19 protein-coding genes are annotated in these 21,878 nt (G+C 63.1%); 7 read left to right on the top strand and 12 right to left on the bottom strand.

Annotated elements, in window-relative coordinates; all coding sequences use genetic code 11:
* Nucleotides 1-60: 60 nt before the first annotated feature.
* Nucleotides 61-522, bottom strand: a complete 462-nt coding sequence (gene asnC / locus OKC41_RS12080; RefSeq protein ID WP_010675986.1) for a transcriptional regulator AsnC — start codon at nt 520-522, stop codon at nt 61-63.
* Between the two features lie 154 nt (nt 523-676).
* Here asnC and asnA point away from each other — a divergent pair, with 154 nt between their 5' ends.
* Nucleotides 677-1,669: an aspartate--ammonia ligase gene (gene asnA / locus OKC41_RS12075; RefSeq protein WP_039039621.1), complete on the top strand. Its 993-nt coding sequence runs from the start codon at nt 677-679 to the stop codon at nt 1,667-1,669.
* Nucleotides 1,670-1,922: 253 nt separating this feature from the next.
* On the opposite strand, the gene OKC41_RS12070 is transcribed toward asnA, so the two are convergent.
* Both OKC41_RS12070 and OKC41_RS12065 read right to left on the bottom strand, forming a co-directional pair.
* Nucleotides 1,923-2,429, bottom strand: coding sequence for a DUF1543 domain-containing protein (locus tag OKC41_RS12070; protein ID WP_113069135.1), 507 nt, complete (start codon nt 2,427-2,429; stop codon nt 1,923-1,925).
* A 26-nt stretch (nt 2,430-2,455) separates the two neighbouring features.
* A complete protein-coding gene (locus OKC41_RS12065; protein ID WP_113069136.1) occupies nt 2,456-3,082 on the bottom strand; it encodes a LysE family translocator in 627 nt (208 codons plus the stop codon).
* A 172-nt stretch (nt 3,083-3,254) separates the two neighbouring features.
* Between OKC41_RS12065 and OKC41_RS12060 the strand changes: the two genes are divergently transcribed.
* Nucleotides 3,255-4,160, top strand: a complete 906-nt coding sequence (locus OKC41_RS12060) for a LysR substrate-binding domain-containing protein (protein WP_201895022.1) — start codon at nt 3,255-3,257, stop codon at nt 4,158-4,160.
* Nucleotides 4,161-4,255: 95 nt separating this feature from the next.
* Here OKC41_RS12060 and clpB read toward each other — a convergent pair whose 3' ends face one another.
* The 3 genes from clpB to rluD all read right to left on the bottom strand — a co-directional run bounded on the left by clpB (nt 4,256) and on the right by rluD (nt 8,917).
* Nucleotides 4,256-6,829, bottom strand: a complete 2,574-nt coding sequence (clpB, locus tag OKC41_RS12055) for an ATP-dependent chaperone ClpB (protein ID WP_039039623.1) — start codon at nt 6,827-6,829, stop codon at nt 4,256-4,258.
* A gap of 250 nt (nt 6,830-7,079) precedes the next feature.
* Nucleotides 7,080-7,817 (bottom strand): peptidoglycan editing factor PgeF, encoded by a 738-nt coding sequence (gene pgeF, locus OKC41_RS12050; RefSeq protein ID WP_139736501.1) that lies wholly within the window; start codon nt 7,815-7,817, stop codon nt 7,080-7,082.
* A 119-nt stretch (nt 7,818-7,936) separates the two neighbouring features.
* Complete coding sequence (gene rluD / locus OKC41_RS12045; RefSeq protein WP_042864780.1) at nt 7,937-8,917, bottom strand: 23S rRNA pseudouridine(1911/1915/1917) synthase RluD; 981 nt, start codon at nt 8,915-8,917, stop codon at nt 7,937-7,939.
* 116 nt (nt 8,918-9,033) lie between these two features.
* Between rluD and OKC41_RS12040 the strand changes: the two genes are divergently transcribed.
* Nucleotides 9,034-9,789 carry an outer membrane protein assembly factor BamD gene (locus OKC41_RS12040; protein ID WP_039039695.1) on the top strand — a complete coding sequence of 252 codons (756 nt, stop codon included), beginning with the start codon at nt 9,034-9,036 and terminating at the stop codon, nt 9,787-9,789.
* A 72-nt stretch (nt 9,790-9,861) separates the two neighbouring features.
* Here OKC41_RS12040 and OKC41_RS12035 read toward each other — a convergent pair whose 3' ends face one another.
* From OKC41_RS12035 to yqhD, 5 genes are all read right to left on the bottom strand, one after another.
* Entirely contained in the window at nt 9,862-11,169 is a 1,308-nt protein-coding gene (locus OKC41_RS12035; protein WP_201895020.1) for a serine dehydratase subunit alpha family protein, read from the bottom strand.
* Nucleotides 11,170-11,195: 26 nt separating this feature from the next.
* A complete protein-coding gene (locus OKC41_RS12030; RefSeq protein WP_025202524.1) occupies nt 11,196-11,867 on the bottom strand; it encodes a transcriptional regulator in 672 nt (223 codons plus the stop codon).
* Nucleotides 11,868-12,202: 335 nt separating this feature from the next.
* Nucleotides 12,203-13,687, bottom strand: coding sequence for a Re/Si-specific NAD(P)(+) transhydrogenase subunit beta (gene pntB, locus OKC41_RS12025; RefSeq protein WP_010675995.1), 1,485 nt, complete (start codon nt 13,685-13,687; stop codon nt 12,203-12,205).
* 11 nt (nt 13,688-13,698) lie between these two features.
* A complete protein-coding gene (locus tag OKC41_RS12020; protein WP_010675996.1) occupies nt 13,699-15,225 on the bottom strand; it encodes a Re/Si-specific NAD(P)(+) transhydrogenase subunit alpha in 1,527 nt (508 codons plus the stop codon).
* 506 nt (nt 15,226-15,731) lie between these two features.
* The gene (yqhD, locus tag OKC41_RS12015; RefSeq protein ID WP_201895019.1) at nt 15,732-16,892 is read right to left on the bottom strand and encodes an alcohol dehydrogenase; all 1,161 of its coding nucleotides are present in this window, start codon (nt 16,890-16,892) and stop codon (nt 15,732-15,734) included.
* A gap of 118 nt (nt 16,893-17,010) precedes the next feature.
* On the opposite strand from yqhD, the gene OKC41_RS12010 reads away from it, so the two are divergent.
* The 3 genes from OKC41_RS12010 to OKC41_RS12000 are packed head-to-tail and all read left to right on the top strand — an operon-like array spanning nt 17,011 to nt 18,897.
* Nucleotides 17,011-17,934 carry an AraC family transcriptional regulator gene (locus OKC41_RS12010; protein ID WP_010675998.1) on the top strand — a complete coding sequence of 308 codons (924 nt, stop codon included), beginning with the start codon at nt 17,011-17,013 and terminating at the stop codon, nt 17,932-17,934.
* 1 nt (nt 17,935) lies between these two features.
* The gene (locus OKC41_RS12005; protein ID WP_039039627.1) at nt 17,936-18,457 is read left to right on the top strand and encodes a lipocalin family protein; all 522 of its coding nucleotides are present in this window, start codon (nt 17,936-17,938) and stop codon (nt 18,455-18,457) included.
* A complete protein-coding gene (locus tag OKC41_RS12000) occupies nt 18,454-18,897 on the top strand; it encodes a GNAT family N-acetyltransferase (protein ID WP_201895018.1) in 444 nt (147 codons plus the stop codon). Before OKC41_RS12005 ends, OKC41_RS12000 begins: the two co-directional genes overlap by 4 nt.
* A 128-nt stretch (nt 18,898-19,025) precedes the next feature.
* Here the strand turns inward: OKC41_RS12000 and OKC41_RS11995 are convergent, their stop codons facing one another.
* Nucleotides 19,026-20,915, bottom strand: coding sequence for a methyl-accepting chemotaxis protein (locus tag OKC41_RS11995; RefSeq protein WP_201895017.1), 1,890 nt, complete (start codon nt 20,913-20,915; stop codon nt 19,026-19,028).
* Between the two features lie 411 nt (nt 20,916-21,326).
* On the opposite strand from OKC41_RS11995, the gene OKC41_RS11990 reads away from it, so the two are divergent.
* Nucleotides 21,327-21,845 (top strand): class IV adenylate cyclase, encoded by a 519-nt coding sequence (locus tag OKC41_RS11990; protein WP_201895016.1) that lies wholly within the window; start codon nt 21,327-21,329, stop codon nt 21,843-21,845.
* The last annotated feature ends 33 nt before the right edge of the window (nt 21,846-21,878 follow it).

The following is a 21,878-nucleotide window of genomic DNA, read 5'->3' as shown; positions in this document are numbered from 1 at the left end:
CTGCGCGGACAGGGTCTATCACGGGATAGGGGTCTCTACGCCCCCCTCAGACCACCCGACTCAAGGCTTCACATCCCGCAGGATCGGGTTTTGCAGCGAAATCAGCGTCTCGGTGGACTGGATCTCGTCGATGGTCTGGATCTTGTGGATCAGTACCGTCTGCAACTCGTCGATGGAGCGGGTCATCACCTTCATGAAGATGCTGTAGTGGCCCGTGGTGTAGTAGGCCTCCACCACCTCGTCCAGCGCCTGCAGCTTGGCCAGGGCCGACGGGTAATCCTTGGCGCTCTTGAGGTTGATCCCGATGAAGCAGCAGACGTCGTAGCCCAGCTTCTTGGGGTTCACCTGCACCCGCGTTCCCTCGATGATGCCCGCCTGCTTCATCTTCTCTACCCGCACGTGGATGGTGCCCGGGCTCACCAGCAGTTGTTTGGCCAGCTCGGCGTAAGGCAGGCGCGCATTCTCCATCAGGGCGGTAAGGATGGCCTGATCGAGATTATCGATCCGATAATTTTCTGACACTTTTTTGCGCTCCTTTTAATGATTCATCATTAATTGATGGCTTATTTTGAAGAAAAAAACACACAAAGCCTATTTCAATTATCGAATATTGAATTTAGTTGGCATTCTGTTGAAGAATCACCGCATTCAACGGATTCACGACAGGTAATTCAGCATGAAACAGCACTACATCCGCAGCCAACAGCAGATCAGCTTCGTCAAAGAGATGTTCTCCCGCCAACTCGCACTGCAACTCGGCCTGATGGAGGTACAAGCCCCCATTCTGAGCCGGGTCGGTGACGGCACCCAGGACAACCTCTCCGGCTGCGAGCATGCAGTGCAGGTCAAGGTGAAAACCCTGCCGGAGCACAGCTATGAGGTGGTCCACTCCCTGGCCAAGTGGAAGCGCCAGACCCTGGGCCGCTTCGGTTTCGGCCCGGGTGAAGGCATCTACACCCACATGAAGGCACTGCGTCCGGACGAAGATCGTCTCAGCCCCATTCACTCCGTCTACGTCGACCAGTGGGACTGGGAGAAGGTGATGCCGGGCGAGCGCCGGGATCTGGCCTATCTGCAGGAGACGGTGCGCGGCATCTGGGCCGCCATCAAGGCCACCGAGCGCGCGGTCTGTGCCGAGCATGAGCTGACCCCCTTCCTGCCGGCGGATATCCAGTTCCTGCACAGTGAAGAGCTGCTGACCCGCTACCCGGACCTCGATGCCAAGGGACGCGAGCGCGCCATCGCAAAAGAGCTGGGAGCGGTCTTCCTCATCGGTATCGGTGGCGCCCTCTCCCACGGCGAACGCCACGACGTGCGAGCCCCGGACTACGACGACTGGAGCAGCGAGAGCGAGCTCGGGCTGGCGGGTCTGAACGGTGACATCCTGGTGTGGAACCCGGTGCTGGAAGACAGCTTCGAGATCTCCTCAATGGGGATCCGGGTGGACGCAGAGGCCCTGCGCCGCCAGCTCGCCATCACCGGGGACGAGGATCGCCTGCAGTACGACTGGCATCAGGATCTGCTGGCAGCACGGATGCCGCAAACCATCGGCGGCGGCATCGGCCAATCCCGTCTGGCCATGCTGCTGCTGCAAAAAGAGCACATCGGTCAGGTCCAGGTCGGCGTCTGGCCGGCCGAGATGAAGGCCGCCATTGCGGACATGCTGTAACGAATTGATTTGATTGCCTCTGTCCTCCTATCGCGGCAACACGGCGCGGGACAGACGCGATAGCGAAGCTGGTCAGCCGGGGTGGAGAGCGTATCCCGACTGACTGTAAGGCGGGCATGGTCGCTGACTGTGCCTGCCGACCCTGGGGCTTGCTCCTGCGATCCGCTCAACCCACGTCAGATCGCATCGAATACATTCCTCCCGGCAATCTTCGGATTGCCGTTTTTTTATCTCCCACCTGCAACCGTCACGCTCAGCGGCCGATGGGCTGATATCCCTGCCATTGCGGCCTGAAGGGGCTCCCTTCGGAGTCGGGCACAAGGTGCACGTACAGACCGCTCACCGTCTCCAGCAGCAGGCAGTCGTCCACCTCTTTCAGGTTGTCCTTGTGCTGGTGCCTGACCCCCTTTAGCAAGGATGCGAGCCCCCTGGCTTTTGCTTCCTTTGCATCCTTTGCCACAAAGAAATCGAAGGCATGCAGCTCCGCGAGGGAGTCTGGGTGATAGCCACCCATGTTCACAAAGTAGAGGCGGGGAGCCTCTTTCTCAGGAGGCGTCTCCCGCAGATGCACCGAATAGCCATCCGCCCAGAGCAGCCTGGCGTAACCGTCGATATGCACCTTGTCGGGATCGCCGAACCAGGCCTCCCGCAGTACAGGCCAGGCCTCCTCGGGGGTCTGCGCCGCCACAAACTGGATGTCGTGGACCTCGATATTGGATTGGCCGGCGTTGCCGCCCAGATAGAACACGAATAGAAACATGCCTGACTCCCTTGTCTCACCCCTGGTCACGCCAGCATCAGGGTGACTTTCACCCCATTGTACATAACCCCGAACAGTGAAACTGCGAGCAAAAACAAAGATGAAATCAACGCGATATGCTTGCTGTGCCGGGCCGGCATCCAACGCTTCACCAGCAGGACATAGAGACTCAGCACCAGCAGATCGAAGAAGATCCATACCATGGAGAGGGTCAGAATGCTGGTGCCAAAGTGCGGTGTCACCGCGATGAACTGCGGGAAGAAGGCGACGAAGAAGAGAATGTCCTTGGGATTGGCCACGCCGGTCATGAAACCCTGCGTAAAGCCACCACCTGCAAGGACAGGCGCACCGGATCCGGTATCCTGGCTCACCCCTGCCATCAAGCCGCCCACGGCCGCATAACCGATGTAGAGTGACCCCGCCCCGCCCAGCAGATAGAGCCACAAGGGTGGCAGAGAGATCACGCCGGCCAGGATCAGGGTCGCCATCAGGATCAGCACCAGGGAGGCCCCGTTGGTGCCGAGCAGGGTCATCCAGGCCTGGCGATAACCATGACGAACCGCCGTGCCGGTGACGAGTGCCACGACGGGCCCCGGAGTCAACAACAGGAGCACGACCGACAAGGTGTAGGCCCCCAGCAACATCATGTTCATTCCGTCTTTCCTCCTTCGTTGATACCGCCATGTCCGCCTTTAGCCAAGACTGGCATGATGAGTCATGCTCAACCAGCCCCGGGGTTGGCTGCATTATTCAACGGGACTCAGCCCTTGAAAAACGGATAAAACTCCCATTGAATGTGAGTAAAGCTCACATTGATATCGAACGATGACCCTTCCTCCTCTCTACGCGCTGCGTGCGTTTGAAGCCGCGGCCCGGCTCGGCTCCTTCAGCAAGGCGGCAGCCTCCCTGCACGTGACGCCGGGCGCCGTCAGTCGCCATGTCCAGACCCTGGAGGCCTGGTTCGAGTGCGAACTCTTTCACCGTCATGGCCCCAGGGTCGAGGTGACGGAAGCCGGCCGCGCCCTGGCAGAACAGTTGACGGAGGGGTTCCAGAGCCTGGCGATGGCGTGTCAGACCTTTCGCCGCAACGGCCAGGAGCTGCGACTCAAGGCGCCCTCGACCCTGACCATGCGCTGGCTGCTGGATGTGCTCGGCACGTTCCGTGAACATCACCCCACTCCCAGGATCCTTGCCTCCAGCGTCTGGATGGACATAGACGGCGTCGATTTTCACCGTGAGCCCTATGACTGCGCCATCTTGCTGGGGAACGGCCATTTCGGGGATGACACCGAGTGTCACCTGCTGTTCGAAGAGTGGCTGATCCCCCTCTGTGCCCCGGCCCTGGTGGAAACCGCCCGCACGGATTTGGCGGCGTGCGAACTGATCCACCCCTCGCCGGATCGCCGTGACTGGCGGCGGTGGCTCAAGGGAACCGGCGCCAGGCCAGGGCTCAATCTGGCCAGTGGCAAGGTGTTCGACACCCTGGAGCAGGGCAACATGGCCGCCATCAGCGGCCACGGCGTCTCGGTCGGGGATCTGCTGCTGAGCCAGGAGGCCATCGCAAACGGGCTGCTGGCACTGCCCTTTCACCAAGCCGTCGCCACCACGGATGGATACTACCTGGTGTGGCCCAGACACAGCACCCGGCGTAAGCATATCGACAGCCTGCGCCGCTGGCTGACCGACGCCGTGCCACACAACAGGCTGGAGCACATTGAATGGGTCGGGTGACATGCCGCAACAGGGCACAGGATCCCCCCTGACGGGTTGCGAACGCCCATAAAAAAACGCAGGCACGAGGCCTGCGTTTTTCATCGACAATCCCATTACTGGGTCATGGTGAGGCCGTTGCTGTCGGCCCCCAGCCGCAGTGTCTTGCCCGGGATGACCCGACCACTGAGCAGGGCCTGGGCCAGCGGGTTCTCCACCTTCTGCTGGATCGCCCGCTTGAGGGGGCGCGCCCCGTAGACGGGATCGAACCCGGCATGAACCAGCTTGGTCAGCAGCTCCTCGCTCACCTCCACCTCGAAGCCCTGGGACTCCAGACGGCTCATCAGGCTCTTGAGCTGGATACGGGCGATGGACTTGATGTGCTCCTCACCGAGCGGGTGGAACACCACGGTCTCGTCGATCCGGTTGATGAATTCCGGCCGGAAGCTGCGGGTCAGCACCTCCATCAACATGGCCTTCATCTCGTCGTAATCCTTCTCGGAGTGGTGCTCCTGAATGAGATCAGACCCTAGGTTGGAGGTCATGATCACCACGGTGTTGCGGAAGTCCACGGTACGCCCCTGACCGTCGGTCAGGCGGCCATCGTCCAGCACCTGCAACAGGATGTTGAACACGTCCGGGTGGGCCTTCTCCACCTCGTCCAGCAGGATCACCGAATAGGGGCGACGGCGCACCGCCTCGGTGAGATACCCCCCTTCCTCGTAACCCACGTATCCCGGAGGCGCCCCCACCAAACGGGCCACGCTGTGTTTCTCCATGAACTCGGACATGTCGATCCGCACCATGGCGTCCTGGGTATCGAACAGGAACTCCGCCAGCGCCTTGCACAGCTCGGTCTTGCCCACCCCGGTCGGACCGAGGAACAGGAAAGAACCGATCGGCCGGTTCGGATCGGACAGCCCGGCACGAGAGCGGCGAATGGCGTTGGAGACGGCGTCCACCGCCTCTTCCTGGCCGATCACCCGGCTGTGCAGCTGATCCTCCATCCGCAGCAACTTCTCCCGTTCCCCTTCCAGCATGCGGGCCACCGGAATGCCGGTCCAGCGGGCCAGGACGTCGGCGATCTCCACGTCGGTGACCCGGTTGCGCAGCAGGCTGGTCTCCTGCATCTCGGCCTGGGTGGCGAGATCCAGCTGTTTCTCCAGTTCAGGGATGCGGCCGTACTGCAACTCGGACATGCGGCCCAAGTCCCCTGCGCGGCGCGCCACCTCGAGATCCTGACGGGCCTGCTCCAGCGCCGCCTTGATGTGCTGAGTCCCGGCGAGGGCAGCCTTCTCGGCCTTCCACACCTCTTCCAGCTCGTTGTATTCCCGCTCTTTTTCCGTCAGCTCCTGATTGAGCAGATCGAGGCGCTTGCGGCTGGCGTCATCGTCCTCCTTCATCAGCGCCTGCTGCTCCAGTTTGAGCTGGATGATGCGCCGCTCGAGCCGGTCCAGGGATTCCGGCTTGGAGTCGATCTGGAGCCGGATGCTGGCCGCCGCCTCGTCGATAAGGTCGATGGCCTTGTCAGGCAGCTGGCGATCCGCGATGTAGCGGTGGGAGAGCTGGGCCGCCGCGACGATGGCGGGGTCGGTGATCTGCACATGGTGGTGCAGCTCGTAGCGCTCCTTCAGGCCACGCAGGATGGCGATGGTGTCCTCCACCGAGGGCTCCTCCACCAGCACCTTCTGGAAACGGCGCTCCAGCGCGGCATCCTTCTCCACGTACTGCCTGTACTCATCGAGGGTGGTGGCCCCGACGCAGTGCAGCTCGCCGCGGGCCAGGGCGGGCTTGAGCATGTTGCCCGCATCCATGGCACCCTCGCCCTTGCCGGCGCCGACCATGGTGTGCAGCTCGTCCACGAAGAGGATGACGCTGCCCTCCTCCTTGGCCAGATCGTTCAGAACCGCTTTGAGCCGCTCCTCGAACTCACCGCGATACTTGGCTCCGGCCACCAGGGCCCCCATGTCGAGCGACAGCACCCGCTTGTTCTTGAGCCCTTCCGGCACTTCGCCATTGATGATGCGCTGGGCCAGCCCCTCGACGATGGCGGTCTTGCCGACGCCGGGGGCACCGATCAGCACCGGGTTGTTCTTGGTGCGGCGTTGCAGCACCTGGATGGTGCGGCGAATTTCGTCATCCCGGCCGATCACCGGGTCGAGCTTGCCGAGTTCGGCCCGCTCGGTGAGGTCGATGGTGTACTTCTCCAGCGCCTGGCGATTCTCCTCGGCGTTGGCATCCTCCACCTTCTTGCCGCCACGGACCTTATCGATGGCTGCCTCGAGTTTTTCCTTGGTCAGCCCCTGGGCACGCAGCAGCTCGCCCAGCGTCCCCTTCTCGTCCAGGGCCGCCAGCACGAACAGCTCGGACGAGATGAACTGATCCTTGCGCTGCTGGGCCAGCTTGTCGCAGACGTTGAGCAGGCGGCCGAGGCCGTTGGAGAGCTGTACGTCCCCTTCCACCCCGCTGACGCGGGGCAGGCGATCCAGCTCCTCGCCGAGGCGCGAGCGCAGGGTATTGATGTCGAGCCCGGTCAGGGTGAGCAGCGGACGAATGGATCCGCCGTCCTGATTGAGCAAGGCGCTCATCAGATGGACGGGTTCGATGAATTGGTGGTCACGACCCAGTGCAAGAGACTGGGCATCGGAAATGGCAATCTGGAATTTGCTGGTCAGGCGATCGAGGCGCATTGCACTCCCCCTTCAAGACAGACGCCGCATGCGCGGCAACAACATCGCTTTCTGACAAGGAAGATGTGGTCTTGAAGGGCAATTTCAAGGGGTGGCTGTTTATTTTTTCCTCAATAGCAATGACCGGGGGAAAACGACCTCGCAATGGCAGCCTGTACCCTGAGCCTGCTCGGCAGCAAGACATAGCCACCGGAGGGCCATCACCAGGGAGTGAAGAGGCGCTTGCGGCCACTCGCGAGCGCCCCTTCGGCTATTTTTCCAGCCATACAAGGGAGGCCATGCGACCCGTCTGCCCGTCGCGGCGATAGGAGTAGAAGCGCTCGCTGTCGCTGAAGGTGCAGTATTCGCCGCCATAGATGGCGGTGACGCCGGCGCGGGCGAGGCGCAGTCGGGCCAGCTGATAGATATCCGCCAGCCATTTCCCTTCGTTGAGGGATGGCACGAATGCAGTCGCCGCTTCCGCCTGCTCCGCCATGAAGGCATCGCGCACCTCGCCACCCACTTCGAACGCGGCGGGACCGATGGCCGGGCCCAGCCAGGCCAGGATCTCGCCAGGCTCGCAGCCCATGGCGGCGATGCTTGCCTCCAATACGCCCCCCTGCAGTCCGCGCCAGCCGGCATGGGCCGCCGCCACTACGGTGCCTGCCCGATCGCAGAACAGCACCGGCAGGCAGTCGGCAGTCATCACGATGCAGGCCTGCCCCGCCTCACGGGCACAGGCGGCATCGGCATCCGGTACGCGCTCATAACGGTCGCTCACCGGATGGACGGCGATGCCATGTACCTGGTTGAGCCAGTTGAGAGTGCCGGGGATCCCCGCCACCTGCTGCAGTCGGGCGCGGTTGGCCTCGACCCTGGCCGGTGCATCGCCTACATGGGCCCCGAGGTTCAGACCAGCAAAGACCCCTTCGCTGATGCCGCCGTCCCGGGTGGTCGAGAGAGCCCTGACATTGCCCGGTGCGGGCCAGTCGGGTGCGATCCAGTTCATCTGTGGCTCCTTTCGTTCATATGAAAGCGGGGCCCCTTGGCTGCAACCAGTCAAGGGGCCCCGCATCAGATCATGGAGGGCCGGTTACGGCAGGAATCGTCGCAAGGCCGCCCTCGGGATCAGTTCCAGACCAGATCGTCAGGATTGGCCAGGGTATCCGCCCGCAGCACTTCCATCAGCGCCACCATATCCTGCGGCGTGGGGGAGTGCCACTCCATCACTTCACCCGTGATGGGGTGCGCCAGCTTCAGCATGGTGGCGTGCAGCGCCTGACGGTGGAAAGCGCGCAGGGCCTCGGTCAGTTCGGGGGTGGCGTTGCGCAGCAGACGCAGACGACCGCCGTAGGCGGGATCCCCCACCAGCGGATGCTTGATGTGGGCCATGTGGACACGGATCTGGTGGGTACGGCCGGTCTCCAGCCGCAACCGCAGACGGGTGTGACCACGGAACTTCTCGTGCACCCGGTAGTGGGTGACGGACTCGCGCCCGTTGGGCACCACGGCCATGTGGGTACGCTGGGTCGGGTGACGACCGATGGGGGCATCGACGGTGCCGCCGGCGGTCATGTGACCGATGGCAATCGCCTCGTACTCACGGGTGATCTGGCGTGCCTGCAGGGCTTCCACCAGGTGGGTCTGGGCGGGAATGGTCTTGGCCACCACCATCAACCCCGTGGTGTCTTTGTCCAGACGGTGCACGATACCGGCACGGGGGACCTCGGCGATGCCGGGGTAGCGGTGCAGCAGGGCGTTGAGCACGGTGCCGTCCGGCGTACCGGCGCCCGGGTGAACCACCAGGCCGGCCGGCTTGTCGATCACCAGGATGTGTTCATCTTCATAGACGATGTTCAGCTCGATGTTCTGGGCATCCCAGCGGGTGTCGTCTGCCAGTTCCACATTCACATGTACCTGCTGCCCGGCCACCACTTTCTCGCGCGGGGTATTGGCAACCTGACCGTCCAGGGTCACTCTGTCCTGTAAAATCCACTCCTTGATGCGGGTCCGGGAGTAGTCGGGAAACAATTCGGCCAGGGCCTGGTCGAGTCGTTGCCCGAATTGGTGATCCTGAAATTCGCCTGTCAGTTCAATATGCTGGCTCATGTATGGTCTCTTGAGCGGGGGTATCAATTCGAAATAATCCGGGTATTCTAGCTTTTCTTTTAGCCAAGCATAACGGATACTTTGCCAATTTCGTGGAAATGGACCGGATGTTGTTGATGGGAAAGAAGTCTCACCTGCTGATGTCGCTCGCCTTGGTCGCTACTCTGATCACTGGCTGTTCCAGCACCAAACCCAAGGTTCCCGACGAACCGCCGGAAGTTCTGTACCAGAAAGCCCGCATCAAACTGGATACCGGCAACTACCTCAATGCCATCGAACTGCTGGAAGCGCTGGACTCTCGTTACCCGTTCGGTGCCTACTCAAACCAGGTTCAGCTCGATCTCATCTATGCCTACTACAAGCAGGATGATACCGCCCAGGCGATCGCCAACATCGACCGTTTTATCCGCCTGAACCCGGCGCACAAGAACATCGATTACGTCTTCTATATGCGCGGCCTGACCAACATGGCGGCGGATTACAACTTCTTCCAGGATTTCCTCGGCATCAATCGGGATGACAAGGACCCCTCCTACGCCCGTCAGGCCTTCCAGGACTTCAAGACCCTGCTGCAGAACTACCCCAACAGCAGCTATGCAGCCGATGCCCGTGCCCGCATGATCGGCCTGAAGAACCGTCTTGCCCGCTATGACCTGGGGGTAGCCGAGTACTACGTCAAGCGTGACGCCCTGATCGCCGCCGCCAACCGCGCCAAGCTGATCGTCGAGACCTATCCCGACACGGTGGAAACCGAGAAGGCACTGGAAATCATGGTCAACGCCTATGACACCCTGAAGATGCCGACCCTGGCCCAGCATGCCCGAGAAGTGCTGGCCAAGAACTACCCGGACAACCGTCTCGGTCGCGGCTGAGTAGCGAACGGACAATGAAAAACCGGAGCCACTGGCTCCGGTTTTTTTATGGCCGACGGCGGCACTCCAGGGTCACTGGTGCTTACCCTGCTGCTTGGCCCGCATGATGTTGATGATCTCGATGTCGGTATCCAGCATCCCCTCCTTGGAGAGACGACCCAGGTTGGCGATGGTCTGATCCACATCGTCCGAGACGATCCCCTCGCTCTGGGGCACGCGCAGGTTGTTGATGGCCATCAGCGAGGATTTCACCGCCGCCGAGGTGGAGGTGGAGACCTTCATGGAGCAGGCGCTGCCAGCGCCGTCGCAGATGATGCCGGAAACATCCCCAATCATGTTGTTGATGCAGTGGCTGATCTGCTCGAACTGGCCCCCCAGCAGCCAGGTGATGGCGGCCCCCGATCCCATGGCGGCGGTACTGGCTGCACACAGGGCGGAGAGCTTGTTCTGGTAGGCCTTGATATAGATGGCCACCAGGTGGCTCATCACCAGGGCACGGGCCAGCTGCTCGTCATCGGCCTTGAGGAAGCGGGCGGCGGCGACCACCGGCATGGTGGCGGCAATGCCCTGGTTGCCGGAACCGGAGTTGGACATGGCGGGCAGCATGGCGCCATCCATCCGCGCATCGGAGGCGGCAGACGACAGGCGCATGGCCAGGGTCATCAGATCGTCGGAAAGCAGCTTGCGTTCCACCTGGTCGGTGAGGATCTTGCCGATGCGCAGGCCATAGCCCTGCAGCCCTTCGTCCGCCAGCGCCTGGTTCATGGTGGCCGCCTCGCGGATGAAGTCGATCTCGGCCAGCGGCACCTCCAGGGCGAAGGCCACGATCTCCTTCAGGGTCATGGCGGGCTTGCCGGCCTTGGCTGGCTGGATCTGCACCCCGGGGGCGTTGTCCTGCACCATCAACACCTCGCCATCCTTCTCCATCAGCACGATGCGGGTGTGGTCGGTACAGATCACCACCCGGGCGCTGTGCCCCTCCACTTCGGCCAGCACCTCGGCGTAGAGCACGTCGGGCACATCCTTCACATCCACCTCTATGGTGGGCAGCAGCCCCTTGGCTGCCTCGACCTGATCCGGCGTGAGGCTCTTGAGCACCTCCAGCCCGGCATCCGGGTTGCCACCGGTGATGCCCACTGCGGCCGCCACCGGCAGGCCGATCATGCCGGTGCCGGGCACGCCGACCCCCATGCCGTTCTTGAACAGATTGCCGCTGACCCAGACGCGGGTGCGGGTCGGTACCTGCCCCAGCAGCTTGCGGCAGTTGGCCGCCGCCAGGGCGACCGACATGGGCTCGGTGCAGCCGAGGGCCGGCACCACTTCACGCTTGAGCAGGGTAATAAAGTCGGTCCATTGTGCGTTCATTGCGATGTGTCTCATGTTCATGGCGCCCGCGTGCGGGCTCGTCATTGTTGTTCGGCCAGTTCCGCCTTGTGATTGCGGATATGCAGGTAAACGGTATGGCGGGAGATGCCGAGCAGCTCGGCCACCAGTTGGGCGGCATCCTTGATCTCGAAGATGCCCATGTCGTAGAGCCGGTGCACGATCGCCTTGTTGCGCACGCTGCTGCCCAGCCCGGGATCCCTGTCCACCTTGGCGATCACCTGCGCCACCAGATCATCCACCGAGCTGGCGAAGGTTTCGGTGCCGTGGGCAGGGGGCACTGCGGGCGGGGCAAAGGTGTCGAGCAGGCTGCCAAGGGGCGTGTCCAGGCTGAAATTCACGCACAGCATGCCGATGGGTTTGCCCTCGCGGTTGCTGATGGTGATGGACGAAGACTTCAGCAGGGTGCCCTCCCGGGAGCGGGAGAAATAGCTGCTCCACTGGCTGCCGGCGGCACTGTGCAACTTGTCGAGCGCAAAATCGGTGACCGGCGCTCCCTCCTGGCGGCCGGTGATGTGGCCGTTGGCAATCTTGATGACGGAGGCGTGCAGACTGTCAAAGGCGTGCAGCACCACCTCGCAGCCCGGGCCAAACAGGGCGGACAGCGCCGCCACCGCAGGCTCGAAGCTGGCGATCAGATGGCGCTCTTCATCGGTCAGTGTGCTGGCGTCGCGCAAGGGAGCTACCTCGGTCATGGGGTCATCCGGTCAACGTTGGGCAAGGATAATCAAAGCGGACTCAAATAAAGTTGAGCAAATCCGCTTTTTGCGCAGGCATTATGCCCGACTGGTGTGACAACACCACAAAATGTGAGCAAAATCACGACTGAAATGACAAAAAGGCCCCATGAGAGGCCTTCAAGGTGGTTTTTTGGTGCTTTTGCTCAACTTTAATTGAGCCAGGGCTCGTCAGTCAGTCCGGACAGACAGGCAGGCAGGCACCACCGTCTGTCTGTTCCCTGCCACGGTCATCCACTCTGGTCATAAAAAAAGGGGGCCGAAGCCCCCTTTTTGTCTCATCCGGTCAACGCTTACAGCGCCTTCAGGATGGCCTCGACGCTGGCCTTGGCATCGCCAAACAGCATCTGGGTGTTCTCCTTGAAGAACAGCGGGTTCTGGACACCGGCGTAGCCAGTGTTCATGGAGCGCTTGAAGCCGATGACGTTCTGCGCCTTCCACACTTCCAGCACCGGCATGCCGGCGATGGGGCTGCCCGGATCTTCCATGGCGGCCGGGTTGACGGTGTCGTTGGCACCGATCACCAGCACCACGTCGGTGTCGGCGAAGTCATCGTTGATCTCGTCCATTTCCAGCACGATGTCATAGGGGACTTTCGCTTCCGCCAGCAGCACGTTCATGTGACCAGGCAGACGACCGGCCACCGGGTGGATGCCGAAGCGCACCTTGACGCCGCGATCACGCAGCTTCTGGGTGATCTCGGCCACCGGGTACTGGGCCTGCGCCACCGCCATGCCGTAGCCCGGGGTGATGATGACGGAGCTGGCGTTCTTCAGCATGTCGGCCACGTCTTCGGCGTTGGTCTCGCGGTATTCGCCCAGCTCCTGCTCGGCGGTGGAGGCCACGCCGTCGGAGCCAAAGCCTCCTGCGATCACGGAGATGAAGGAGCGGTTCATCGCCTTGCACATGATGTAGGAGAGGATGGCACCGGAGGAACCCACCAGGGCACCGGTGACGATCAGCAGGTCATTGGAGAGCATGAAGCCCGCCGCCGCTGCCGCCCAACCGGAGTAGGAGTTCAGCATGGAGACCACCACCGGCATGTCCGCACCGCCGATGGAGGCGACCAGGTGCCAGCCGAAGGCGAAGGCGATCAGGGTCATCACCAGCAGGGCGAAGGTGGAGCCACCGGCGTTGACGAAGTGGATCATCAGCGCGATGGAGACCACCACGGCCAGCAGGTTCAGCTTGTGGCGGTGCGGCAGCATCAGCGGCTTGGAAGAGATGAGGCCACGCAGCTTGCCGAACGCCACCACGGAACCGGTGAAGGTCACGGCACCGATGAAGACGCCCAGAAACACTTCCACCAGGTGGATGTTCAGCATGGCGCCGGAGAGGTGCTCGACCTGGGCGACGCTTGCCGCCTGCTCGAACGCCGCCCGGGCGGCTGCCAGGGTCGCATCCAGGTTGGAACCGACGGAGACCACCACTTCAGCGGGGGCGGAGGGGTGCAGATCGATGAAGCTGTTGAAGCCCACCAGCACCGCTGCCATGCCCACGAAGCTGTGCAGCACGGCCACCAGCTCGGGCATCTCGGTCATCTCGACCTTGAGGGCCAGACGCACGCCGATGGCGCCACCGATGGCCATGGCCAGGATGATCCAGTGGACGCCACTGGTTTCCGGGTTGAAGACGGTGGCGAGCAGGGCGATGGCCATCCCCGCGATACCGAACAGGTTGCCATGCTTGGCCGTTTCTTGCTTCGACAGTCCCGCGAGACTGAGGATGAAGAGCACGGCGGCAACGATATAGGATGCTGTTACCAGTCCTTGAGACACGTTAAACCCCCTTAATCCTTACGGAACATCTTCAGCATGCGCTGAGTGACGGTGAAGCCACCGAAGATGTTGATACTGGCAATCAGCACGGCGACAAAGGCCAGCACGGTGACCAGGGTCGACCCTTGCCCAATCTGCAACAGCGCACCGACCACGATGATGCCGGAGATGGCATTGGTGACCGACATCAGCGGCGTGTGCAGGGCGTGAGAGACGTTCCACACCACGTAGTAACCGACCACGCAGGCCAGGATGAAGACGGTGAAGTGGGAGAGGAAGGCGGCAGGCGCCACGGCGGCCACCCAACCGAAGGCGGCGATGCCGAGGGCACCGAACACGAACTTCTTGTTGGAGGGCTTGGCCTCTTCCTTCTTGGCGGCCGGTTTGGCGGCAGCGGGTTTCTGCGGGGCGGCAGAGACGGAGATGGCGGGGGGCGGGAAGGTCACTTCACCGGCCTGGACCACCGTCATGTTGCGCTGTACCACGTCTTCGAAGTCGATGGCGACGTTGCCGTCCTTCTCCTTGCACATCAGCTTCATCAGGTTCACCAGGTTGGTGCCGTAGAGCTGGGAGGATTGGGCAGGCAGGCGGCCCGGCAGATCGGTGTAACCGATCACCTTGACGCCGTTGTCGGTGACATGCAGTTCACCCGGTACCGTGTATTCGCAGTTGCCGCCGGCCTGGGCCGCCATGTCCACGATGACGGAGCCCGGCTTCATGCTGTCCACCATTTCCTTGGTGATGAGCTTGGGTGCCGGCTTGCCCGGGATCAGGGCGGTAGTGATGATGATGTCCACTTCCTTGGCCTGCTGGGCGAACAGCTCCATCTCGGCCTTGATGAACTCTTCGCTCATCACCTTGGCGTAACCGTCGCTGGATGCGCCATCTTCGCCGCCGAAGTCCAGCTTGAGGAATTCCCCACCCATGGACTCGATCTGCTCGGCCACTTCCAGACGGGTATCGAAGGCACGCACGATGGCACCGAGGGAACCGGCGGTCCCGATGGCGGCCAGACCGGCCACACCGGCACCGATGACAAGCACCTTGGCGGGCGGTACTTTACCGGCGGCGGTGATCTGGCCGGTGAAGAAGCGACCGAACTGGTGCGCGGCTTCCACGACGGCGCGATAGCCACCGATGTTGGCCATGGAAGAGAGGGCGTCGAGGGACTGGGCACGGGAGATCCGCGGCACCATGTCCATCGCCATCACATTGATGTTGCGCTCGGAAAGCTTCTTGACCAGCTCGGGGTTCTGGGCGGGCCAGATGAAGCTCACCAGGGTGGCACCATCCTTAATTTGTGCGATTTCGGCCTCGGTCGGCGCGTTGACCTTGAAGACAAGGTCGGCTTGCCAGACGTTCGGTACCACGCTGGCACCGGCAGCCTCGAAGGCGGCATCATCGAAGCTGGCTCGCAGGCCGGCACCGGCCTCGATGGCAACCTCGAAGCCGAGCTTTTTCAGCTGCTCGACAGTGGCCGGGGTCGCTGCGACCCGGGTCTCACCGGCGAGACTCTCTCTCGGTATTCCAATCTGCATGACTATTCCCTGATGGTTAATAAACAATCATCGCCAAGTCTCTCATGTCTGAGGGGACAAGGCATGATCAAAGTGCAGGTCACGGGCCCTTTGTTATGAAAATCAGCAGGCTTCACCTCGACCTCCTGTCACGGTCAGGCCCCCGCTTTTCAGGCGCGAGGGTGATTAGTATCAAATTTTGGAGTTTTATTACAACCACGGCCCCGGGCGGGCGGGTACAGAATTCAGCCCATCCCGGACCATGATTAAAAAAAACAAACCAAATTAGGGGCTTATACCAGCAAAAAGCGCTAAAAAAAGTGATCCAACCAGTCAAAAAAAATGTTTAACCCGGCCTCTACCTTAGCGTTTTTTGTTCTTACGAAATCTGCCGTTGGCTCATCTGATGAGATGAAAAGGGAAAAAGTAACCATTTTGCAACGATCAGGGGGCCGCGTCCCCGCCTGCTGGCGGGTTCGGGCCCCCTGGTGCAACCGGGCCTTGGGCCCGGTTCAGGCGTGCTCTGCTTACCAGGCCGCCTCATAAATATGCCGGCTCTGGGCCAGGTCGATGTCGCCGTGCTCACCCATGGCGGTCATGCCGTGCTCTTCGAGCTTGGCCAGCAGGGCGTCGATCCGGGCGTCGGCCACGTAATCCCGCAGCCGGGTCTTGATCCCCATCCGCTCGAAGAAGTCGCGGGTGGCTGCGATGGCACCGTCGATACGCGCCTCGTCACTGCCGCTGCGCAGATCCCAGACCCGCTCGGCGTATTGCAGCAGCTTGGCGCGCTTCTGCTCGCGCTTGGCCTGCAGCAGGGCGGGCAGCACCACCGCCAGGGTCTGGGCGTGGTCCAGACCGTGCAGGGCGGTGATCTCGTGGCCCAGCATGTGGGTGGCCCAGTCCTGGGGCACGCCGGCTCCGATCAGGCCGTTCAACGCCAGGGTGGCGCTCCACATGATGTTGGCACGCACGTCGTAGTTTTCCGGCTCCACCAGCGCCTTGGGCCCCTCTTCCGCCAAGGTCAGCAGCAGCCCTTCTGCGAAGCGATCCTGCACCTTGGCATCCACCGGGTAGGTGAGGTACTGCTCCAGGGTGTGGATGAAGGCATCCACCACCCCATTGGCCACCTGACGGGCGGGCAGGGTGTAGGTGAGCACGGGGTCGAGCACGGCGAAGCGCGGCATTACGAAGGGCGAGAAGAAGTGCTGCTTGTCCCCTGTGCTCTTGCGGGTGATGACGGCGCCCATGTTCATCTCGGAACCGGTGGCCGGCAGGGTCAGCACGCTGCCCAGAGGAATGGCGGAGGCCACCTCGCCCCCGACGGTCTCGAGGATGTGCCAGGGATCCCTGGCCGGATCGTAGTGAGCGGCCGCGGCGATGAACTTGGAGCCGTCCAGCACGGAGCCGCCACCCACCGCGAGCAGGAAGTCGATCTTCTCGGCGCGGGCCAGTTCGACGGCACCCATCAGGGTCTCGTAGGTGGGGTTGGGCTCGATGCCGCCAAATTCAAACAGGGTCAGGCCGGCCAGCTCGCGGCGGATCTGGTCCAGCAGGCCGCTGCGCACCACGCTGCCACCGCCGTAGGTGACGAGGATGCGGGCGTCGCTGGGGATCTGGCCGCGCAGCTGGGCCACCTGGCCCTTGCCGAACAGCACCTTGGTGGGGGTGTGCAGGATGAAGTTGTTCATGGGATCTCCCGGGGTGGTCGTAGTCGGTAAGGTATGGATTGCATTTTTCTCTTATAACCTCCTACCATCAAGGGAGCTTTCTGCCGATTTCTTGCCTATTTCTACTGAGCCTGGATAAATGAGTACAAATCAGCCCATCGCGGCGACCCACCAGTCCGCCCTCGCCAGCCGACTCGCCGCCCTGGCACCCCACCCGGGGATCACCGCCGCCCCCGTGCCCGGCGTGCACCTCATCTACACCACGGAGCATCATGACCGCATCCCGGTGCTCTACCGCCCGCGCATGATCATCATCCTGCAGGGGCACAAGGTGGGCTATCTCTCGGACTTCACCTTCCGCTACGACCCCGAGCACTACCTGATGATGACCCTGCCGCTGCCCTGCGAGTGCGAGTGCTTCGCCTCCCCCGAATCCCCTCTGGTGGGGCTCTCGGTGGAGATCGACGTGGCGGCGCTGCAGGCCCTGCTGCTGGAGATGGGGGACGCGGCCCCCGCCCCGGCGGAACCGGGTCGCGGCGTCGTCTCCGTGCCCCTCTCCGAGACCATGCTCTGCGCGGTGGAGCGCCTCATCGACGTGATGGACAAGCCGCTCCACGCCCGGGTGCTGGGGCCCCAGATCGTGCGCGAGATCCTGTTCCACGCCCTGCACGAAGGGGGCGCCCCCGCCCTGCTGGCCATGGCCAGCCGTCACAGCCAGGTGAGCCAGATAGCCCGGGTGCTGCGTATCATGGAGCAGCGCTTTACCGAGAACCTGACGGTGGAGGAGCTGGCCCGGGAGGCAAACATGAGCGTCTCGGCCTTCCACCACCACTTCAAGGCGGCCACCGCCACCTCGCCCCTGCAGTACATCAAGACCCTGCGCCTGCACCGGGCGCGGCTGATGATGCTGCACGACGGCCTCAAGGCCGGGGTGGCGGCGGACAAGGTAGGCTACGAGAGCGGCTCCCAGTTCAGTCGCGAATACAAACGCTTCTTTGGCAACACCCCGAGCGAACACGCGGCACGCTTCCGCTCGGGACAACTGCGTATCGTGGAGGGATGACATGCGCACACTGATCCTGCTCGTTCTGACCCTGCTGGCCACCGCCTGCACCGGCATTCCACCGGGACACCAGGTGGTCAAGCCCTTCCAGCTCGACCGCTACCTGGGCACCTGGTACGAGGTGGCCCGCCTCGATCACGGTTTCGAGCGCGGCCTGAACCGGGTCACCGCCACCTACAGCCTGCGGGATGACGGCGGTGTCAGGGTGATCAACCGGGGGCAGGACGAACAGGGGGAATGGCGCGAGGCCGAGGGGCGCGCCTACTTCGTGGGCGACAGCGACGAGGGGCGCCTCAAGGTGAGCTTCTTCGGCCCCTTCTACGGCAGCTACAACGTGCTGGCGACGGACTATGACCTCTCCCTGGTGAGCAGTTACAACCTCCAGTACCTCTGGATCCTCTCCCGCACGCCCCATCCCCCCAAAGAGAAGGTAGAGGCCCTGGTCGAGCGGGCCCGGGGGCTCGGCTTTGCCACCGACCGACTGATCTGGGTCAGCCAGGATCCGGCGGGGAACGCCCCATGAGGATCTTCCAGGCCACCCCCGGGGACATTCCCCGGGTCACCCCCCTGTTCGTGGAATACCGGGCGTTCTACCGGCTGCCTGCCCGGCCCGAGGCCGCCGAAGCCTTCCTGCTGGAGCGCTGCACCGCCGGGGAGTCGGTGCTCTTCGTGGCCCAGAGCGAGGAGGGAGAGGTGCTGGGATTTGCCCACCTCTATCCCCTGTTCTGCTCCCTCGCCCTGAAGCCCGTCTGGCTGCTGTACGATCTGTTCGTGGCGCCGGCGGCCCGCCAGCAGGGGGTGGCCCAGGCGCTGCTGGCGCGGGCCGATCGCCACGGCCAGGAGACGGGCGCCGCCTTCCTGATGCTGAGCACCGCCACCGACAACCGGCAGGCTCAGGCCCTCTACGAAGGGCACGGCTACCAGCGGGACAACGAGTTCTACAGCTACATCAAGCCTCTCTGAGCCTCTGCCTGCGCCCGTTGCAGGGCCAGGACCCGGTATTATTCAGCGGGTGCATGGTGAAATAATATCCATACACAGGATGAATAAAGGCGACCCCGGGGTCGCCTTTGTCACATCCGGGTCCCAGCCTAGAGCCGGAAGCGCCCGATCTCCTGCTCCAGCCGCTCGGTGAGAGACTTGAGCTGGGCCGCCTGGGCGGCCTCTTCGCCAGCCTGGGCCGCCAGCGCCTGGGAGACGTGGCGGATATTCTCGGTGTTGCGGCTGATCTCGCCGGTCACCGAGGTCTGCTCCTCGGCCGCCGCCGCGATCTGGGTCGCCATGTCGCTGATGGCGCCGATGGCCTCGTTGATCCTGCCCAGGCTGAGATTCGCCGCTTCGGCGTCCTCCACGCTGGTGCCCGCCAGCTGGCGGCTGGTCTCCATGCCGCCCACCGCCTTGCGGGTGGTCTGCTGCAGCGCCTCGATCATCTGCTGGATCTCGGCGGTGGAGTCGTGGGTGCGGCGCGACAGCACCCGCACCTCGTCCGCCACCACGGCAAAGCCGCGTCCCTGCTCCCCGGCCCGGGCCGCCTCGATGGCGGCGTTCAGGGCCAGCAGGTTGGTCTGCTCGGCGATGCCGCTGATGGTGGCCAGAATGCCGCTGATCTGCTGGGCGTGGCCATCCAGCTCGTGGATGGTCTGGCTGGCGTCGGAGACCTCCCCCGCCAGCCCCGTGATACTGCGCTGGCTCTGGCCGACCTGGGACTGGCCGGCCACCGCGAGGCGCACCGCATCGCCGGCGGTGTTGGCGGCAAACTCGGCGTTGCCGGCGATCTCCTGGGTGGCGGAGGCCATCTCGGTCACCGCGGTCGCCACCATGACGATCTCGTCCTGCTGCTGGCGCACCCGCTGGCTGCGGGCCTCGGCCCCCGCCGCCTGGGTGCGGGACTGGGCCGCCAGCTCGACGGTGGCGTCCCGCAAGCGGCTGACGATGCCGTGCAGTCGCGCCACGAACTGGTTGAAGTTCTGGGCCAGCTGCCCAACCTCATCCTGGCTGCGGGTGGCGATCTGCACCGTGAGATCCCCCTCCCCGTGGGCGATGTCGGCAAGCGCCCTGGAGACCCGTCCCAGATCCGCGAACAGGTAGTTGAACATGGCGATGAGCAGGGCACCGAACACCAGCAGCAGTACCAGGGTCAGCCCCACCAGTTGCCACAGCAGGGAGGCGAGCGGCGCCTCCAGCACCTCCTTGTACATCACCATGGCGAGCAGCCAGTCGGTGCCGGGCACACCCTGCACCGAGAGCAGCACCTCGCGCCCATTCAGGTTGGCGCCGTGCAGTTCGCCATCGCGGCTCCACGCATCCAGCGCCGCCCCGGTGAGACCGGGATCCAGCTCCGCCACCTGCTTGAGCGCCAGCTCCTTGTTCGGGTGGCCGACGATGAGGCCGGTGCGATCGAGCAGCATGGCGTAGCCCTCTCCCTGCACCTTCATGGCCAGCACCTCGTCGATGAGGGCGTCGAGGGAGAGATCCGCCCCGACCACCCCGATCACCCGGCCCTGGTGGCTCACCGGCTCGGCCAGGGTCACCACCATCTGCTGCATGGTCACGCTGACATAGGGCGGCGTGACGATGAGCTTGCCCGCCTTGTCGGCGTTCTGGTACCAGGGGCGGGCCCTGGGGTCATAGTTGGCGGTGTTGAGGGCGGGATCGTGGCGGGTCATCTCCCCCTGCGCCGAACCAAAATAGGTGAGGCCGAAACCGCCGGAGGTGCGGGTCTGCAACAGGTGGGGCACCAGGGCCGTGTCGGGGTCGCGCGCAATGACGGCGGCCAGGGCGTCGACCGCGTGCTTGCGATCCTCAAGCCAGTTGCCGATGGCCACCGAGTGGGCGTGGCCGTAGTTGACCGCCTCGCTCTGGATGGCGTCAAGGGTGCGGGATTTGAGGGTGTGGAAGGCGACAATACCGAGCAGGGCTGCCATCAGCAGCACTACCCCCAGGCTGGCCGCGAGCAGCTTGCCGCGCAACGAGAGAGTCATGACAACGAATCCTTGTGGTAGCCGGGGGCCGGGAATACCCCCATCTTGGTAGTTCTATCGGCACAATGATGAACGGTCTTTAGTGAATCCTGATATTTTTTCATCTATCAACAACAGAACGCACTACCAGCAACAGACTGCTCACTATTCCATGCTGACAGCCCGCAGGCACCACAAGGCCGCCCGAAGGCGGCCATGAGGTCAGGTCGCGGATGACGGGCAGGCACCGGCAGAGCAGGTCAGCGCCCGCTGACCTGTCTCTTGAGGGCGGTTTCGGGCGTCTGAAAAGAGGGTTGGCGGGCAGGGTTGAGCATCCATCAGGAACCGAACTGGCGCTCCCCCTGTTGCCCCCTCTCGACAACGTGGACTGTGCTAGATTGGGTATCCCGTTTTCAAGGAGAGCCCGCTGCCATGCCACGAAATATCGAGATCAAAGCCCGCATAGCCGGGGTCGATGACCTTATCCCCAAAGCCGCGGCCATCGCCGACAAGGGCCCCGTCGACATCGCCCAGGACGATACCTTCTTTCGCTGTGAATCGGGCCGCTTCAAATTGCGGACGCTCTCCCCGTCGGCAGGCCAGCTCATCTTCTACCGCAGGCCTGATCAACAGGGTCCGAAGGAGAGCTACTACCACATCACGCCAACGAACGAGCCGGACAAGCTGCGGGAAACGCTCACCCTGGCTTGCGGCCAGATTGGCAGAGTGCGAAAACAGCGGACCCTGTTTCTGGTGGGCAGAACCCGGATCCATCTCGACCGGGTTGAAGGGCTGGGTCACTTCCTCGAACTGGAAGTGGTGCTGGAAGATGACGAGCCGCTCGAGGTGGGGATGCAGGAAGCTCACGACATCATGGCGCGTCTCGGTATCGAGCCCTCCCGGTTTATCGAAGGCGCCTATCTGGATCTCCTGCTGCAACGACAACCCTGAGGGATTCACAACAACAAGGCCGCCCGAAGGCGG

Source organism: Aeromonas sp. QDB17 (assembly GCF_027705305.1).
In the GTDB taxonomy this organism is placed as follows: Bacteria; Pseudomonadota; Gammaproteobacteria; order Enterobacterales; family Aeromonadaceae; genus Aeromonas; species Aeromonas caviae.
This window is presented reverse-complemented; position numbering and strand designations above follow the sequence as displayed.